This is a genomic window from Streptomyces microflavus (assembly GCF_014650075.1).
GTDB classification, from domain to species: domain Bacteria; phylum Actinomycetota; class Actinomycetes; order Streptomycetales; family Streptomycetaceae; genus Streptomyces; species Streptomyces microflavus.
Map to the genome: position 1 here is coordinate 398845 of NZ_BMUG01000005.1, position 15202 is coordinate 414046.

Sequence of the window (15202 nt, forward strand, 5' to 3'; positions counted from 1 at the left end):
CCCCGATGGACCGTCACGCGTTGCACGCCGCACTCGTGGAGGCCGGGATCCCCGGCGGCTACTACCGGATCGAAGGCGTCCACGAGCCGGTCCCCACCCCGCCCGACTTCCTCTTCGTGCGACGGGCGGCGGACGGCGGATGGGAGACCGGCGCGTACGAACGCGGCCGGGACGAAGTCCTCGCACACCACCCGGACGAGGCAGCCGCCTGCGCACACCTGCTGCGGCTGCTCGTCTGACCCCTTTGCCGGTCCGGCAAAGATCCTTGTGCGGGCGGCGGAGACCCCCGAATGATCGTGACCGGGCGGCCGGGCTCCGGCCCGGCCGCCCGACCGCACCCGTCACGACCGCCCCGCCCGCCCGGGGCGCCCGAGGAGGACCCATGCCGCAGCCCGCCCCCGTGCCCCCGGCGGACTCCACCACCCCGCCCGGCGCGGTCCACCGCCTGGTGAACACCCCCGGCGGCCGCATCCACCTGGTCGAGCAGGGCACCGGCCCCCTCGTCCTCCTCGTCCACGGCTTCCCCGAGTCCTGGTACTCCTGGCGTCACCAGCTCCCCGCGCTCGCCGCCGCCGGATACCGGGCCGTCGCCATCGACGTACGCGGCTACGGGCGTTCCGCCAAGCCCGCCGCCGCCGACGCGTACCGGATGCTCGCCCACGTCGCCGACAACACCGCCGTCGTCCACGCCCTGGGCGAGGAGACGGCCACCGTCATCGGCCACGACTGGGGCTCGCCCATCGCGGCCGACAGCGCCCTGCTCCGGCCGGACGTCTTCACCGCCGTCGGCCTCCTCAGCGTCCCGTACTCCCCGCGCGGGGAGCACCGCCCCACCGACGGCTTCGCCCGGATCGGCGGGGACGAGGAGTTCTACGTCAGCTACTTCCAGGCCCCCGGCAGGGCCGAGGCGGAGATCGAAGGGGACGTACGCGGCTGGCTCGCCGGCTTCTACACCGGGCTGACCGGCTCCACGCTCACCCCCGAGGAGCACGGCAGGCTCTTCTTCGTACCCCCGGGCGCGCGGCTCGCCGACCGCTTCCCCCTCGGCCCGCTGCCCGCCTGGCTCACCGAAACCGACCTCGACGTCTACAGCGGGGAGTTCGAACGCTCCGGCCTCACCGGCGCCCTCAACCGCTACCGCAACGTCGACCGGGACTGGGAGGACCTCGCCGCCTGGCACGGAGCGCCCATCACCCAGCCCTCCCTCTTCATCGGCGGCGCGCTCGACGCCTCCACCACATGGATGGCGGACGCCATCGACGCCTACCCGACCACTCTCCCCGGCCTGTCCGCCGCCCACATCCTCGAAGGCTGCGGCCACTGGATCCAGCAGGAACGCCCCGACGAGGTCAACCGGCTGCTGACCCGGTGGCTGAGCGGGCTGCGGTAGACCTGCTCAGCAGGCGGGGCCGCGGGTCGCCGCCGTCGCCCGCAGCAGATCCCGTACAAGCGTGAAGTCGATCTTCTCCGGGGTGCGGAAGCGAAGACACCCCTTGCCCATGTCGTGGCCGGCCAGCCGGTCCGCGAACGCGTCCCGGACATCCGTGCGCAGGAGATAGAGCGAGATGTACTGCTTCTGGCTCGCGAAGGCGACCTCGCCGGTCCCGTCCCGCTCGTAGGCGGGCATGCCGTACGCCATCACCTCCCGGAACCCCGTCAGCTCCGCGCGGCACAGCGCGCGCAGCTCGGTGAGCGCACCCCGGCGGGCGTCCGGCAGCTCGGCCAGGTACTGATCGACGTCTTCCGCACGGCTCTGGACCATGCGCCGATCCTAAGCGGGCGGCGCGCGTGTGTCGGAGCGCGGTTCGCACGGGCCAGGAGGCGAAGGTGAGCGGATGAACAGTGCGAACATGCTGGCCGAGGCGTTCGACCGGGTCGGGGAAGCGGTGCACGCGGCGGCCGAAGGGCTCTCGGCGGACGACCTCAACGCCCGGCTCGACGACGGGGCGAACTCGATCTCCTGGCTGATCTGGCACCTCACCCGGATCCAGGACGACCACATCGCCGGCGTCGCCGGCACCGGCCAGGTCTGGCTCACCAAGGGCTGGGCCGACCGCTTCGGGCTCCCGTTCGACGAGGCGGCGACCGGATACGGGCACAGCACCGACGAGGTCGCCGCCGTCCGCGTCGACTCCGCCGACCTGCTCCTCGGCTACTACGACGCGGTCCACGAGCAGACCCTCGACTTCGTCCGCGGACTCGACGGCCGCGCCCTCGACCGCATCGTCGACGAGGCGTGGTCACCCCCGGTGACCCTGGGCGTCCGGCTGATCAGCGTCATCGCCGAAGACCTCCAGCACGCGGGTCAGGCGGCATTCGTCCGGGGCGTACGGGAGCGCGCGTGAGACCGGCCCGCGGACGAACTGCCTCCGCACCCCGTGCACCCTCCCAACAGCGGTGCCATACTCGGAAGCAGTCCGCCGCAGAGGCTTGTCATCGTCCGAAAGGCGACACGTCATGAGCTGGGCATCGTGGACGACCAGCGGTGTCTTCGCGGGAACAGGCGGAGTCCGCACCGAAGAAGCCGGCATCCTGAGCGGAGACCTCACGGTGCACACGACCTGGTCCGACGGCCAGGCGTCGGTGGCCGTGCAGTACAGCGGCTCGTCGGACTGGTTCACCCTGGCGGGCAGCCCCGTGCCGTGCGCCTCCGAGGAGGAGAGCCGCGCTTTCCACCAGAGCGTGGTCGAGGCCGTACGCCGGGGCGACGGAGCCACGCTCCCGCCGGACGGCGCCGCCCCCGCCGCACCGCCCCCGGCGTCCGCGACCTGAGCGGCGACCCGCCGCGTCCGCCGCGCCCCATAGAGTGACCCGACAAGATCCGTTCCCCACCGGGGGCGGGTGCGCGGGGACACGGGGCGAGGAGCGGCGTAATGGTGCGTGCGGGTGCACGGCGGGCGGGAAAGGGCAGGCACCGGCCGTTCTGGGTGGAGCTTCCGCTCCTCATCGGGGTCGCCCTGGTGCTGGCCCTGCTCATCAAGACCTTCCTGGTGCAGGCCTTCTCCATCCCGTCGGAATCCATGCAGAACACCCTGCAGAAAGGCGACCGGGTCCTTGTCGACAAGCTGACCCCGTGGTTCGGATCCGAGCCGGAACGGGGCGAGGTGGTCGTCTTCCACGACCCGGACGACTGGCTGGACGGCGTGGCCGTCGACCCGCCCAACACCGTGCAGAAGGTGCTCAGTTTCATCGGCGTGATGCCGTCGGCCGAGGAGAAGGACCTCATCAAGCGGGTGATCGGCGTGGGCGGTGACACCGTGGAGTGCGACGGCGACGGACCGGTGAAGGTCAACGGGAAGGCGCTGGACGAGCCCTATGTGTTCCCCGGCAACACCCCGTGCAGCAACGACGGCAGGGGCACCTTCAAGGTCACCGTCCCGCAGGGCGAGCTGTGGGTGATGGGCGACCACCGCCAGGCGTCCGCGGACTCCCGCTACCACCGCGACGACCGCAACGACGGCATGGTCCCGGAGGACGAGGTCGTCGGCCGCGCCGTCGTCGTCGCCTGGCCGGTCGGCCGCTGGAGCACCCTGCCCGTCCCCGCCACCTTCTCCACCGCGGCCGGCGCTGCCCTGCTCCCCGGACCGGCGGCGGCCGTGGCCGCCGCCGTCCCGCTCGTCCTGCTGCGCCGCCGCCGGGCGACGTCAGGCGCTGACGCCCACCCGTGAGCCGATGACCTCGGCCCCCGCCTCCGGGGCCGCCACCGTCCGGCGGGCGCCCTTGAGCAGGACGACCAGTGCGGTCGCCACGAGGGTGCCGGCGGCGATCGCCAGCAGGTAGAGGAACGGTTCACCGATCAGCGGCACGACGAAGATGCCGCCGTGCGGAGCGCGCAGGGTGCACTCGAAGGCCATCGACAGCGCACCGGTGACCGCGCCGCCCGCCATCACCGACGGGATCACCCGCAGCGGGTCGGCGGCGGCGAACGGAATCGCGCCCTCGGTGATGAACGAGGCGCCCAGCACCCAGGCCGCCCGGCCGTTCTCCCGCTCGGTCTTCGTGAACAGCTTCTTGCGTACGGTGGTGGCCAGGGCCATCGCCAGCGGCGGGACCATACCGGCCGCCATGACCGCCGCCATCACCTTGAGGCTGCCGTCGGTCGGATCGGCGAGACCGCCGACCGCGAAGGCGTACGCCACCTTGTTCAGCGGGCCGCCCATGTCGAAGCACATCATCAGGCCGAGGACCACACCGAGGATGACCGCGTTGGAGCCCGACAGGCCGTTCAGCCAGTCCGTGAGGGCGCTCTGCAGCGCGGCGATCGGCTTGCCGACGACGATGAACATCAGGAACCCGACGACCGCCGAGGCGATCAGCGGGATCACCAGCACCGGCATGATCCCGCGCAGCGTCGCATGGACCGGGACCCGCTGGATGGCCATCACCACCGCACCGGCCAGCAGACCGGCGACGAGACCGCCGAGGAACCCCGCGTCGACGGTGAGCGCGATCGCTCCGCCGACGAAACCGGGCACCAGCGCGGGACGGTCCGCCATCCCGTACGCGATGTACCCGGCGAGCACCGGCACCAGGAAGCCGAAGGCGGCGGAACCGATCTGGTTGAGCAGCGCGGCCCAGCTGTCCAGCTGCCCCCAGACGAAGTGGTCGGCGACCGACTTGGCGTCCACGATCTCGTAGCCGCCGATGGCGAACGACAGGGCGATCAGCAGCCCGCCCGCCGCGACGAACGGCACCATGTAGCTCACGCCGGACATCAGATACGTACGCAGCCGGACCCCGAAGTGCGCACCTTCCGCACCGGACCCGCCGTCCGCACCGCTCTCCGGCCCGTCCCCGCCCTGCGGTACGGCGGCGATCTCACCGCGCTCCGCCTTGCGGCGGGCCTCGGCGATCAGCTCGGCGGGCCGGTTGATGCCCGCCTTCACCCCGACGTCCACGAGCGGCTTGCCCCCGAAGCGCGCCTTCTCCCGCACCTCGACGTCGTGCGCCCAGATGACCGCGTCGGCCCGGGCGATGACCGCGGGGTCCAGCTTGCTGAAACCGGCCGACCCCTGGGTCTCCACCGTCACTTCGACGCCCTCGGCGAGCCCTGCCGCCGTCAGCGACTCGGCGGCCATGTAGGTGTGCGCGATACCGGTGGGGCAGGAGGTGACGGCGACGATCCGGAAGGGGGCGTCGTCCCCGGCGGGGGCGGCCTCTCCGGCTGCCGGTATCGGCGTCGTGGCTTCGGGCTCCGGCACCGGCTCCTCGCCCCGGATCAGCGCGGCGACCGTGCCCGGGTCGTTCCCGGCGCGCAGGGCGGCGGTGAACTCCGGGTCCATCAGCCTGCGGGCCAGCCCCGACAGGATGGTCAGGTGGTCGTCGTCCGCCCCGGCCGGTGCCGCGATCAGGAAGATCAGGTCCGCGGGACCGTCGGCCGCGCCGAAGTCGATGCCCGAGGCGCTGCGCCCGAACGCCAGCGTCGGGGCGCTCACATGCTCGCTCCGGCAGTGCGGGATGCCGATCCCGCCGTCGAGGCCCGTCGGCATCTGCGCCTCGCGGGCGGCGACATCGGACAGGAAGCCGTCGAGATCGGTGACGCGGTGTGCGGCCACCATCCGCTCGGCGAGCGACCTCGCGGCGGCGTCCTTCGTTGCTGCGGACAGATCGAGGTCGACCAGTTCCGCGGTGATCAGCTCACTCATCGCGGTGCTCCTTGCTCGGGGACCGCCCTGCGGCGGTTGGGGGGACGGAAGGCGGTGGGCTCGTGCGGGGGGTGGGGATCGAGGTGGGGGACGCGCCGGTCATCGGGCGTGCACGGGTGTTCACGAGGGCTCATGGGGCGGGCTCCGTCAGCGGGCGGTCCAGGGGGACATCGGCGCTCACCACGACCGCCGACCGGTCGAGATCGGCCGGGGTGGGCATGAGGCTCCCCGCCAGCTGCACCGCCGCCGCCCCATGGGCGACGGCCGAGGCGAGCGCCTCGGGGCCCTGCCCGCCCGCCGTCAGGAAGCCGGCCAGGGACGCGTCCCCGGCGCCGACATTGCTGCGTACGGTCTCCACCCGGGCGGTCGCGAAGTACGCGCCCGACGCCTCCACCAGCAGCTGCCCGTCGGCCCCCAGGCTGGCCAGCACCGACCGGGCCCCCCGCGCACGCAGCTCCTCGGCGGCCTCCAGCGCGTCGCCGACCGTGGCGAGCGGGCGGCCGACGGCCTCGGCGAGCTCCTGGGAGTTGGGCTTGATCACATCGGGCCCCTCCCGCAGGGCCGCCGTCAGGGCCGGACCGGAGGTGTCCAGCGCGATCCGCGTACCGGCCCGGTGGCTCCGCGCGACCAGCTCCGCGTACCACTGCGGCGGCAGCCCGCGCGGCAGGCTCCCGCAGCACGCGATCCAGTCGGCGGCGGCGGCGCGGGTCCGCACCGCCTCCAGGACGTCCTCCGCCTCGGCGGCGCTGAGCTCGGGCCCGGCGGCGTTGATCTTGGTGAGGGTGGAGTCGGGTTCGACGAGCGTGATGTTGATCCGGGTGCTGCCGGTGACCGGCACCCCGGCGGCCTCGATGCCGTGCTCGCCGAGCAGCCGGGCGAGCAGTGCGCCCTCCGGGCCGCCCATCGGGGCGACGGCGACCGTGCGGTGGCCGGCCGCCGCGACCGCGCGGGAGACGTTGACGCCCTTGCCGCCCGGATCGACGCGGTCCGCCGTGGCCCGCAGGACGGTGCCGCGGACCAGCTCCGGCAGCTCATAGGTCCGGTCCAGGCTGGGGTTGGGGGTGACGGTGAGGATCATGCGCGTACTACTTCCGTGCCCCGGCTCTCGATGGAGCGGGCGTCGTCGGGGCTGAGGCCCGTGTCGGTGATGAGGAGATCCACATCGGTGAGGTCACCGAAGCGGGCGAAGTGCCGCTGCCCGAACTTGCCCGAGTCGGCGAGCAGGACGACCCGGCGGGCGGCCTTGATCACGGCCCGCTTCACGGCGGCCTCGGCGAGGTCGGGTGTGGTGAGGCCGCTGTCGGGCGCGAAGCCGTTGGTGGCGAGGAGGACGACGTCGGCGCTGATCTCTCCGTACGAGCTGAGCGCCCAGGCGTCGACCGCCGCCCGCGTCCGGTGCCGGACCCGGCCGCCGACCAGATGCAGCGCGATGCCCGGGTGGTCGGCGAGGCGCGCGGCCACCGGCAGCGCGTGCGTCACCACGGTCAGCGTGGCGTCGACGGGGACGGCCGCGGCGAGCCGGGCCGTCGTGGTCCCGGCGTCGATGATCACGTTCCCGTCCGCGGGGAGCTCGGCCAGCGCCGCCTGCGCGATGCGGTCCTTCTCGTCGGCGGCCACGGCGTCGCGCTCGGCGAGATCGGGCTCGAAGTCGAGCCGCCCGACCGGGATGGCGCCGCCGTGCACCCGGCGCAGCAGCCCGGCCCGGTCGAGCGCCTTGAGATCCCGCCGGACGGTCTCGGCGGTCACCTGGAACTCCTCGGCCAGGGAGAGCACATCGACCCGGCCGCTCTCCTGGGCGAGGCGGAGGATCTCCTGCTGACGCTCCGGTGCGTACATGTGGTTTCGTATCCGTTTCATGCCCGAGTCTGTGGTTTCGCGCTCAGGTTACGTCCGAGGTTCGGGAAAGTAAACACATTCGGGCGAGAAGTGGGCATGAGCGGGTGCGGACGAGTCTGGGGGCGCGCATACGCCGGCGGGGCGCACCGTCCACCGGTGCGCCCCGCCGTGTCCGTCTGCTCAGCGCCTCCCCGGAACGCCCTCGCCCAGCGGCCGGGCGAGCAGCGGGGTGCCGGGGACCTGATGTCCTCCGCTGGCGAGCATCCGCACCTCGCCCCGGTCGCTGATCTCGGCGCGGACGATCCCCGTCTCGTCCTCGTACACCGGAGATCCGCCCGCCCCGGTCCGGTCGGTCAGCCGGACGGCGACCACGTCGTCCTCGGCGCCGGACATCTGGAAGATGAGTTCGTAACGCTCCGTGTGCTCCATGAGGGCCTCCCGGCCGGGCCATGACGACATCCGGCCCTGACCCCATTGTTTCCCACCCGCGCGCGAGTCGCCCGGGGAGCGGAGGGGTGAGGGCCGTTCGCGACGGCCAACGGGCGGAGCCGTCCGGTCGATCGGGTGACTCCGGCCGGTAGGACAACATGACTGGTCCCGGCAAGGGCTAGGCATGTGTACATGAGACTTGAGCCCCGACGAAACAACCGTCTTTCCCTACGCTCCCGCAACCTCAGGGCGACCGGTGCCGCTGCCTGCCTGGCGGCCGCCGCTCTCCTGCTGACGGCCTGTGGTCAGAGCTCGGACAGTGCGACGTCCGCGGCCACCGAAGCCGCGAAGGTCCTTCCGCAGAAGACGACGGCCTCCCCGTCGGCCACCGCGGAGCTGACCGAGGACCAGCAGGAACGCAAGAGGGTGCTGGACGCCACCAAGGTCACCTTCGACGACGCGGCGACGACCGCGGTCGGCGAAGTGGCCAATGGCAAGCTCGTCGATCTGGATCTTGAGGGTGTGGACGACGACGACCGCGACGAGAGCCCGAGCCCGAGCCCGAGCGGCAGCGGGAGTCCGACCGGCAGCGCCAGCCCCACCGGCAGTGCCAGCCCGACGGGCAGCCCGGCCGCGACCGGTTCGCCGAGTGCCAGCCCCGGCGCCGACGGCCCCGTCTGGGTCGCGGAGGTCGCCGAGAAGGACGGCACGGTCCACACCGTGCGGATCAACGCGGTCGACGGCAAGGTGATCGAGGCCCGCGTCGACGCGGACCAGGACGCCGAGGACAAGAAGCAGACGGCCGACCGGCTCGCCCAGGCCACGCAGACGCCCGAGCAGGCGGCCAAGGTCGCCACGGAGAAGAAGAAGGGGACCGTCACCTCCGTCGGCCTCGACGACAACGACGGCAACGGTGTGGTCTGGTCGGTCGACGTGGTCGGCTCCGACTGGAAGAAGACCACGTTCGACGTGGACGCCAAGAACGACACCATCGTCCGCGAGGAGACCGACAACGACTGACCGTTCCCGGACGGTGCTGATCTCGGTGGTGTGCCCGCGCGGGCACACCACCGAGGTGCGTGAAGGGGTACGCCGCACACCCGGCGTACCCCTTCTCCTGTTCCCCGCTACGCCTTGTGCGCCTTGCGCGGCTCCAGCAGCCGGCAGACGAAGTCCTCCTGGAGGCCGCGCAGGGTGGCCAGCAGCCTCGGGTTCGTCGTGCTGTTGACCTGCGAGGTGAGCGAGACGGTCAGCGACCGCTTGCCGTCCTTGGTGGCCGCCGCCAGCTGGGTGTAGCCGGGGAAGTTGCCGGTGTGGCCGTACACGGTTCCGCACCGCGTCCTGTACGTGAAGAGGGCGAGCCCGGCCTCGTTGCGCCCGGGCCCGGCCGGTTCGGAAGCGCCCGCGACGAACGTGAGCTGCCGACGGCGGACCGCCGGACCCAGGTCACGGCCGCCGGCCCAGGCGCGGATGAAGGTGCCGAGGTTCTCGGGGGTGGAGACGATGCCGCCCGACGCCCACACCCCGGAGGCGCTGATCGCGGTGGAGAGGTCCTCCGGGGGATTCGGCGGGTCCACGTCATAGCCGTGCAGGTACGGCTCGGGGAGCCGGTAGCCCTGGGGGAGCGAGGTGGCGCGCAGCCCCAGCGGCCGGTACACGATCTCGGCCAGCAGCCGCTCGTAGGGGGTACCCGTCGCGGCCTCGGCGATCAGGGCCACGGCGATGTTGTCGGAGTTGGAGTAGCGGTACGCCGAACCCGGCCGGAACCGCAGCGGTTCCCCGGCGACGTACCGCAGCAGCTTGCGCGAGTCGAAGTGCCGGCGCGGATCGGCCGCGAACTCGGCGATGAACGTGGGGGACTCGGTGTAGTCCGGCAGCCCGCTGGTGTGGTTCAGGAGCTGGGCGACCGTCACCCGGTGCCAGGCGGCGGGGAGCCGGGGCAGCCACCGGCCGAGGGTGTCGTCGAGCGAGAGGCGGCCCCGGTCGGCCAGCTGCAGCGCGACCGCGCCGCTGAAGGCCTTCGCCACACTGGCGATCCGCATGTGGTCGGTGGGCTGCGGCGGCCGCCCGGTGCCGACCTCGGACGTACCGGCCCGGTACACCTCACTACGGCCGCCTGCCGTCAGCACGGCGATGGCCCCGGGCGGCCCGCCGGGGGTGTCGACGAGCGCCCGGAGCCTGCGCTGCAACTCCCGGTCGACCGGTCCGTGCGACCCGTGGGGGCCGTCGCCCCCGTCACCGCCCGCCCGGGCGGGACCGGTCATCAGCCCGGCGATCGAGGCGGCAGCCAGGGCGGCCACGACGGCTGTTCGCCGCAGCGGCCGGGACGGGGCGCGCAGAAGGGGACGTGTGGGCACGGGTGTACCTCCTGAAGGTGTGGGTCGGGCGGGCCGCCCCCCTGCCTCCGGCTGCCGCGAGCTCAGCATCGGGCGGCCGGCCCGAGCCCGCTCCCGAGGTGGACCATCCGGCCGATCACCGCCACCCGCCCGTCTCCCGTCTCCTTCGGAAGCGCCCCTCACGGGGCCGGGACGGTACCCCCGTGCAGATCGAGGACGTAGCGCCGCCCCGGGCGGTCGCCGAACATGACCTCCTCCACCGGCCGGAACCCGGTGCGGGCCAGCACCGCGCGGGAACCCGCGTTGTCGAGCGTCGTCTCCGCCCGCAGCACGGTCAGTCCGTACTCCTGGACCGCCGTGACACAGAGCCGCCGGACCGCCCAGGTCGCCAGCCCGCGCCCCGCGGCCTTCTCGCCGATCCGGTAGCCGAGCTCGGCCGAACCGTCCTGCACCCCGACGAGGTTGATCCGGCCAAGGAGCGTCCCGTCGGCGTCCTCGACGACATGGAAGTGGTGCAGCCCCGCCTCCTGCTCGGCGAGCAGCTCACTGTGGCGTGCGGCGAAGCCGGTGAAGTAGCCGTCGCCCCGGTCGGGCACCGAGGCGGAGAAGTACGCGCGGTTCTCCCGCTCGAACGCGAGCAGCGCCTCGGCATGGCCGACCGTGAGCCGGCTGATGATCGTCACACCGGGATGCTGGTAGGGCCTGTTCACGAGGGGAGTTGACTCTCCAGGGCATGGGCCAGGCCGCGCTCGGCGTCGTCGGCCGAGGCCCGGCGGTAGGCCCGTTCGTACGCCGTGTTCCCGGCCGCCTGCCGTGCCTGGAGCTCCCACTGCTCCCGGATCGCCCCGAGCTCGGGGGTGCCGCGGTGGGGGTGGCCGATGATCCGCCAGTACGTGTGTCCCGTGCCGGAGGTACGGGCCGCCGCGACCCCGTCCCCCCGGGCGGCGATGGCACCGGCGAGCAGGTCGAGGCCGAGGGCGATGCCGAGGCTGTCGTGGAGCTCGTGCTTGCTCGCGAGCATCGCGCGGGCGTGGCTCTCGGCGTGGCGGGGGCGGCCCTGCAGCAGATGGATGAGGGCGAGCTGGTGATCGGCGTAGGCCCGCCCCCAGTGCTCGCCGAAGCGCAGGCTTATCCGCTGGAGCCGGGTCGCCTCCTCGTACGCCTCGTCCAGCCGGCCGAGCGCCGACAGGGCGAAGAGGCGTATCACCCGGCAGCGCATCTGGGAGGGGGCGTCGGCGGGGTCCCCCGGGTGCAGCCGCAGGGCGTGGTCGCTGACCAGGTGCGCGGTCTGCGGCCTCCCCATCATCAGATAGGTGAAGCTCATGGAGTGGGCCGCCGAGAGGGCCGCCTCGGCGTCCTGGCCGAGGCGGGCCGCCTCCTCGCACTCCTTGCCGACCCGGCGGGCCGCCTCGTGGTCGCCCTGGAGGGTCAGAGTGATGCCGAGGGCCCAGAGCGCGCGGGTGCGGTGCGGGCCCGCCGAGAGGGGCAGGGCCAGCACCCGCTCCAGATAGGTCCGGGCCTGGTGCAGATGGCCGCAGCAGCTCCAGAACAGACCGGCGCACCCGGCCATCTCCATCGCCTTCTCGGGGTCCTCGGCCAGCAGGTGCTCCAGGGCGGCGCAGAGATCCGGGTGGGTGGAGGCGACCCTGCGGTACCACTCGACCTGTTGGGGGCCCAGCCAGCCCGCGTGCGCCTGCACGGCTGTCTGCGCGAAGTGGCGCGCGTGCCGGTCCGTGAAGAGCGCGTCCTCCGCCAGCTCGGCGAGCCACATCGCCCCGTACTCGCGCAGTGTGTCCAGCATCCGGTAGCCGTCACCGGTCCGCCGGAGCACGGACTGCTCGGCGAGGCTCTCCAGGGCGGGGGCGATGGCCTCGCCACCGAGGGGCCCGCCGGCGCACACCGCCTCGGCGTCTGCCGTCATGATGACGCCCCGGAAGACGGAGAGCCGGGCCCACAGGAGCCGTTCGAGCGGGGCGCAGAGCTCGTGGCTCCAGCCGATCGTGGTGCGCAGGGCACGGTGGCGGCGGGGCCAGAGCGTGTTGTCGCTGAGGGCGTCGAGCCGGGAGGCCAGCCGCCCGGTGATCTCCTGCGCGGTGCTGTCGCGGAGCTGGGCGCAGGCCAGTTCGACGGCGAGCGGTATCCCTTCGAGGCGGCGGCAGATCTCGGCCACGGCGGCCGTGTCGCCGGGGGAGTCGAACGCCAGGCCGGGGACGACGGCGGCGGCGCGGTCGTGGAAGAGCCGGACGGCCTCGTCGCCGTCCTCGCCCGCGGAGAGCGGGGAGACCTCCATGGCGTGCTCGCCCTCCGCTCCGAGCGGCTGTCTGCTGGTGGCCAGGACCGTCAGCCCCGGCGCGGCGGAGAGCAGTTCGGTGACGAGCTGCCGGCAGGAGTCGACGACCCGCTCGCAGCAGTCGAGGACGAGCAGCAGACGGCGGTCGGAGAGCCATTCGCAGAGCGCGGCCACCGGCCGGCGGGGGCTGTGGTCCAGCAGCCCGACACCGTCGCAGACCGTCGTGGTGAGCAATTGGTCGTCATCCAGGTGGGAGAGGTCGGCCCACCACACGCCGTCCGCGTACCGGTCCCGGACGCGCTCGGCGGTCTGCAGGGCCAGCCGGCTCTTGCCGACCCCGCCGCTCCCGCTGAGAGTGACCAGCCGGTGATCCTGAAGTGCCCGGTCGATGCGGTCCAGTTCGCTGTCGCGGCCGACGAAACTGGTCGTCACGACGGGGAGGTTGCCCATCACGCAGGCCATCCTGCCTCGCCTGGGCCCGCAGCCTCCGTCCATAGCGAAAAGCAGTCAAAAACGGCTGACAATGTCTCCTGTTCGATCGGAAGTCGACACAAACGAAAGGCGGGTTCGCCCGTCGTCAGACCACTCCGGCCAGCGCCTCCAGGGCCCCGAGCGGATCCGGTCCGACCGGGGCGAGGACGGCGTCCGTGACGCCCGCCGCACCGAGTCCGGCCAGCCGGGCGCGGGCCGCCTCCGGCGTGCCCGTCACGGCGAGCCGCGCGACCCAGGCATCGGGCAGCCGACGGACGAACTCCTCCCGGGTCGGGCACTCCGCCCGCAGCTCCACCAACTCCGCGGCGAACGGGAGCGGGGCGATGTGGGCGTGCCAGTCCGGCTCGCCGATCCACTCGAGACCGGGGCGCGCGGCGGCCAGAGCCGCCTCCGGATCGGCGCCCACCGAGCCGATGTTGTACGTGACCAGGCGGTGCGGGCGGGTGGCTCCGATGTGTCCGAGCGCCGCCCGGGCGTACTCGGGGGTGACGGGCTCGGCGAGGATCGTTCCGTCGGCCACCCGGCCGGAGACCGCGAGGGACTTGGGGCCCCGGACGCCCGCCAGGATGTCGGGCACCACGTCGGGCAGTGCGCTCTTCTCGAGCCGGACGCCGTCGAGGTGGACGTACCGCCCCCGGACCTCCGGTCCCTCGCCCCGCAGCAGCGCGCGCAGGGAGTCGATGTACTCCTCCAGGAAGGTGAGCGGGCTCCTGGGCCACTGCCCGACGCTCCGCATCCAGCCGGGCATGCCGTGCCCCACACCGACGTCGGTCCGGCCGGGGAAGAGCTGGGCGAGGGTCGCGATCTCCAGCGCCGCGAACGCCACGTTGCGGGCACCGGCGGGCAGCAGCCCGATGCCCACCCGGATCCGGGACGTGGAGGCCAGCACGCTGGCCGCCTGGGCGACCCCGCCGCGGAACCCGAGATCCTCCACCACCCACACCGACCCGAAGCCCAGCTCCTCGGCCCGGCGGGCGAACGGCAGGATCAGGTGCGTGGGCAGATCGCGCGGCAGCAGGACGCCCACGGCGGGGGAAAGGGTGGGGGAGGGCACAGGTGTTCTCCTCTGAGTCTCGGTACGGAGAACCTAGCGAACGCGGCCCTGGGGGCCCGGAGGCCGGGGGCACTGTCAGACCCCTGCGTTACGTTGCTGCCATGACGAACTTCGTACTGGTGGCAGGCGCCTGGCTCGGCTCGTGGGCATGGAACGACGTGCTGCCCGACCTCCGCGCCGACGGGCACGCGGTCCATCCGCTGACGCTCTCGGGCCTCGCCGACAAGCAGGGCGTGGCGGCCGGACAGCAGACCCATGTCGACGACATCGTCGATTACGTCGAGCGCCTCGATCTGCACGATGTCGTCCTGGTCGGGCACAGCTACTCGGGCATTCCGGCCGGTCAGGCGGCGGAACGCATCGGTGACCGGCTCGCCCGGGCGGTCTTCGTCGACTCCAACGTCCCGGCCGACGGCGAATCGTTCGTGTCGGGCTGGCCGGAGGGCCGGCCGCAGATCGAGGCGGCGATCGCCGCGAACGACGGCTTCTGGCCCCCGCTGACGGCGGCCGACTTCGACGGTCAGGGACTCGGCGACGAGGAGATCGCCCGGATCGTGGCGGGGGCGACCTCGCACCCGGGCGCCACGCTCACCGAGCCGGCCGTCCTGCGAGGACCGCTCGGCTCGCTGCCCGCGACGTACATCAAGTGCCTGCTCGACGGAGCCGAGCCGGGCGGTGACGTGGCCGCGCTCCTGAAGGGCGATCGGTGGGAGCTGGTCACGATGGAGACGGGCCACTGGCCGATGTTCTCCAGGCCGCGCGAGCTCGCCCGGGTCCTCCTGGACGCCGCCGGAACCGGGCGATGACGATGGGCACCACCCCGGACCCCGGCAAGCGGACCCGCACCGAACCCCGGTCCCGCACCGAACCGCGGTCGGCCCGTGCCGAACCGGTGGCCGAGCACCCGGAGATCACGTACATCGGATGCGCCCGGTGCGGTACCCAGATCGCCGGACTCGACGGCCGCTACGCCTGCTCGGGCTGCGGCTGGGTGAACGAGTGGACCGAGGGCCACCGTCCCCTGCCCGCTGCCGGGCGGCGGCGCCCGCAGGCCGCCCCGCGCCCGCAGCAGCCCTGAACAGGCAGAAACCGGACCCGACCCACCCGGCCGCCGGCCCAT

Annotated in this window: 17 protein-coding genes; 8 read left to right on the plus strand and 9 right to left on the minus strand. The window is 73.1% G+C overall.

What is annotated here, in order from left to right; all coding sequences use genetic code 11:
* Nucleotides 1-5 precede the first annotated feature (5 nt).
* Both IE264_RS16925 and IE264_RS16930 read left to right on the plus strand, forming a co-directional pair.
* Nucleotides 6-239, plus strand: coding sequence for a hypothetical protein (locus IE264_RS16925; RefSeq protein WP_015606674.1), 234 nt, complete (start codon nucleotides 6-8; stop codon nucleotides 237-239).
* Nucleotides 240-382: 143 nt separating this feature from the next.
* On the plus strand, nucleotides 383-1390 hold the full coding sequence (locus IE264_RS16930) for an alpha/beta fold hydrolase (RefSeq protein WP_032754495.1): 1008 nt from the start codon (nucleotides 383-385) through the stop codon (nucleotides 1388-1390).
* A gap of 6 nt (nucleotides 1391-1396) precedes the next feature.
* Here the strand turns inward: IE264_RS16930 and IE264_RS16935 are convergent, their stop codons facing one another.
* On the minus strand, nucleotides 1397-1762 hold the full coding sequence (locus IE264_RS16935) for an iron chaperone (protein WP_015606672.1): 366 nt from the start codon (nucleotides 1760-1762) through the stop codon (nucleotides 1397-1399).
* Between the two features lie 73 nt (nucleotides 1763-1835).
* Here IE264_RS16935 and IE264_RS16940 point away from each other — a divergent pair, with 73 nt between their 5' ends.
* The 3 genes from IE264_RS16940 to lepB all read left to right on the plus strand — a co-directional run bounded on the left by IE264_RS16940 (nucleotide 1836) and on the right by lepB (nucleotide 3668).
* A complete protein-coding gene (locus tag IE264_RS16940) occupies nucleotides 1836-2345 on the plus strand; it encodes a mycothiol transferase (RefSeq protein WP_032754497.1) in 510 nt (169 codons plus the stop codon).
* 112 nt (nucleotides 2346-2457) lie between these two features.
* On the plus strand, nucleotides 2458-2772 hold the full coding sequence (locus IE264_RS16945; protein ID WP_015606670.1) for a hypothetical protein: 315 nt from the start codon (nucleotides 2458-2460) through the stop codon (nucleotides 2770-2772).
* Between the two features lie 101 nt (nucleotides 2773-2873).
* Nucleotides 2874-3668: a signal peptidase I gene (lepB, locus tag IE264_RS16950; protein ID WP_032754499.1), complete on the plus strand. Its 795-nt coding sequence runs from the start codon at nucleotides 2874-2876 to the stop codon at nucleotides 3666-3668.
* Here the strand turns inward: lepB and IE264_RS16955 are convergent.
* The 4 genes from IE264_RS16955 to IE264_RS16970 form a co-directional block, all read right to left on the minus strand.
* The gene (locus IE264_RS16955) at nucleotides 3645-5645 is read right to left on the minus strand and encodes a PTS fructose transporter subunit IIABC (RefSeq protein WP_032754501.1); all 2001 of its coding nucleotides are present in this window, start codon (nucleotides 5643-5645) and stop codon (nucleotides 3645-3647) included. The genes lepB and IE264_RS16955 overlap by 24 nt on opposite strands.
* Before the next feature lie 130 nt (nucleotides 5646-5775).
* Nucleotides 5776-6723 (minus strand): 1-phosphofructokinase, encoded by a 948-nt coding sequence (gene pfkB, locus IE264_RS16960; RefSeq protein WP_032754503.1) that lies wholly within the window; start codon nucleotides 6721-6723, stop codon nucleotides 5776-5778.
* Nucleotides 6720-7481, minus strand: coding sequence for a DeoR/GlpR family DNA-binding transcription regulator (locus IE264_RS16965; protein WP_015606666.1), 762 nt, complete (start codon nucleotides 7479-7481; stop codon nucleotides 6720-6722). The genes pfkB and IE264_RS16965 overlap by 4 nt, the downstream gene beginning before the upstream one ends.
* Nucleotides 7482-7661: 180 nt before the next feature.
* A complete protein-coding gene (locus tag IE264_RS16970) occupies nucleotides 7662-7910 on the minus strand; it encodes a DUF6296 family protein (RefSeq protein ID WP_099128232.1) in 249 nt (82 codons plus the stop codon).
* Nucleotides 7911-8102: 192 nt separating this feature from the next.
* Between IE264_RS16970 and IE264_RS16975 the strand changes: the two genes are divergently transcribed.
* Nucleotides 8103-8930 (plus strand): PepSY domain-containing protein, encoded by an 828-nt coding sequence (locus IE264_RS16975; protein ID WP_032754963.1) that lies wholly within the window; start codon nucleotides 8103-8105, stop codon nucleotides 8928-8930.
* Nucleotides 8931-9037: 107 nt separating this feature from the next.
* On the opposite strand, the gene IE264_RS16980 is transcribed toward IE264_RS16975, so the two are convergent.
* From IE264_RS16980 to IE264_RS16995, 4 genes are all read right to left on the minus strand, one after another.
* Nucleotides 9038-10174 carry a serine hydrolase domain-containing protein gene (locus tag IE264_RS16980; protein ID WP_373301920.1) on the minus strand — a complete coding sequence of 379 codons (1137 nt, stop codon included), beginning with the start codon at nucleotides 10172-10174 and terminating at the stop codon, nucleotides 9038-9040.
* A gap of 251 nt (nucleotides 10175-10425) precedes the next feature.
* Nucleotides 10426-10929, minus strand: a complete 504-nt coding sequence (locus IE264_RS16985) for a GNAT family N-acetyltransferase (protein WP_032754967.1) — start codon at nucleotides 10927-10929, stop codon at nucleotides 10426-10428.
* A gap of 23 nt (nucleotides 10930-10952) precedes the next feature.
* Nucleotides 10953-12986: an ATP-binding protein gene (locus IE264_RS16990; RefSeq protein WP_032754508.1), complete on the minus strand. Its 2034-nt coding sequence runs from the start codon at nucleotides 12984-12986 to the stop codon at nucleotides 10953-10955.
* A gap of 127 nt (nucleotides 12987-13113) precedes the next feature.
* Nucleotides 13114-14082 (minus strand): LLM class flavin-dependent oxidoreductase, encoded by a 969-nt coding sequence (locus IE264_RS16995; RefSeq protein ID WP_032754511.1) that lies wholly within the window; start codon nucleotides 14080-14082, stop codon nucleotides 13114-13116.
* A 101-nt stretch (nucleotides 14083-14183) separates the two neighbouring features.
* Between IE264_RS16995 and IE264_RS17000 the strand changes: the two genes are divergently transcribed.
* Both IE264_RS17000 and IE264_RS17005 read left to right on the plus strand, forming a co-directional pair.
* On the plus strand, nucleotides 14184-14888 hold the full coding sequence (locus IE264_RS17000; protein WP_032754513.1) for an alpha/beta fold hydrolase: 705 nt from the start codon (nucleotides 14184-14186) through the stop codon (nucleotides 14886-14888).
* Between the two features lie 2 nt (nucleotides 14889-14890).
* Entirely contained in the window at nucleotides 14891-15160 is a 270-nt protein-coding gene (locus IE264_RS17005) for a hypothetical protein (RefSeq protein ID WP_373301921.1), read from the plus strand.
* The last annotated feature ends 42 nt before the right edge of the window (nucleotides 15161-15202 follow it).

Excerpts from the sequence above, each read along its gene's own strand:
- IE264_RS16925 (WP_015606674.1), top strand. The coding sequence starts at position 6 with ATGGACCGTCACGCGTTGCACGCCGCACTCGTGGAGGCCGGGATCCCC.
- IE264_RS16930 (WP_032754495.1), top strand. The coding sequence starts at position 383 with ATGCCGCAGCCCGCCCCCGTGCCCCCGGCGGACTCCACCACCCCGCCC.
- IE264_RS16935 (WP_015606672.1), bottom strand. The coding sequence starts at position 1,762 with ATGGTCCAGAGCCGTGCGGAAGACGTCGATCAGTACCTGGCCGAGCTG.
- IE264_RS16940 (WP_032754497.1), top strand. The coding sequence starts at position 1,836 with ATGAACAGTGCGAACATGCTGGCCGAGGCGTTCGACCGGGTCGGGGAA.
- IE264_RS16945 (WP_015606670.1), top strand. The coding sequence starts at position 2,458 with ATGAGCTGGGCATCGTGGACGACCAGCGGTGTCTTCGCGGGAACAGGC.
- lepB (WP_032754499.1), top strand. The coding sequence starts at position 2,874 with ATGGTGCGTGCGGGTGCACGGCGGGCGGGAAAGGGCAGGCACCGGCCG.
- IE264_RS16955 (WP_032754501.1), bottom strand. The coding sequence starts at position 5,645 with ATGAGTGAGCTGATCACCGCGGAACTGGTCGACCTCGATCTGTCCGCA.
- pfkB (WP_032754503.1), bottom strand. The coding sequence starts at position 6,723 with ATGATCCTCACCGTCACCCCCAACCCCAGCCTGGACCGGACCTATGAG.
- IE264_RS16965 (WP_015606666.1), bottom strand. The coding sequence starts at position 7,481 with ATGTACGCACCGGAGCGTCAGCAGGAGATCCTCCGCCTCGCCCAGGAG.
- IE264_RS16970 (WP_099128232.1), bottom strand. The coding sequence starts at position 7,910 with ATGGAGCACACGGAGCGTTACGAACTCATCTTCCAGATGTCCGGCGCC.
- IE264_RS16975 (WP_032754963.1), top strand. The coding sequence starts at position 8,103 with ATGAGACTTGAGCCCCGACGAAACAACCGTCTTTCCCTACGCTCCCGC.
- IE264_RS16980 (WP_373301920.1), bottom strand. The coding sequence starts at position 10,174 with ATGACCGGTCCCGCCCGGGCGGGCGGTGACGGGGGCGACGGCCCCCAC.
- IE264_RS16990 (WP_032754508.1), bottom strand. The coding sequence starts at position 12,986 with ATGGGCAACCTCCCCGTCGTGACGACCAGTTTCGTCGGCCGCGACAGC.
- IE264_RS17000 (WP_032754513.1), top strand. The coding sequence starts at position 14,184 with ATGACGAACTTCGTACTGGTGGCAGGCGCCTGGCTCGGCTCGTGGGCA.
- IE264_RS17005 (WP_373301921.1), top strand. The coding sequence starts at position 14,891 with ATGGGCACCACCCCGGACCCCGGCAAGCGGACCCGCACCGAACCCCGG.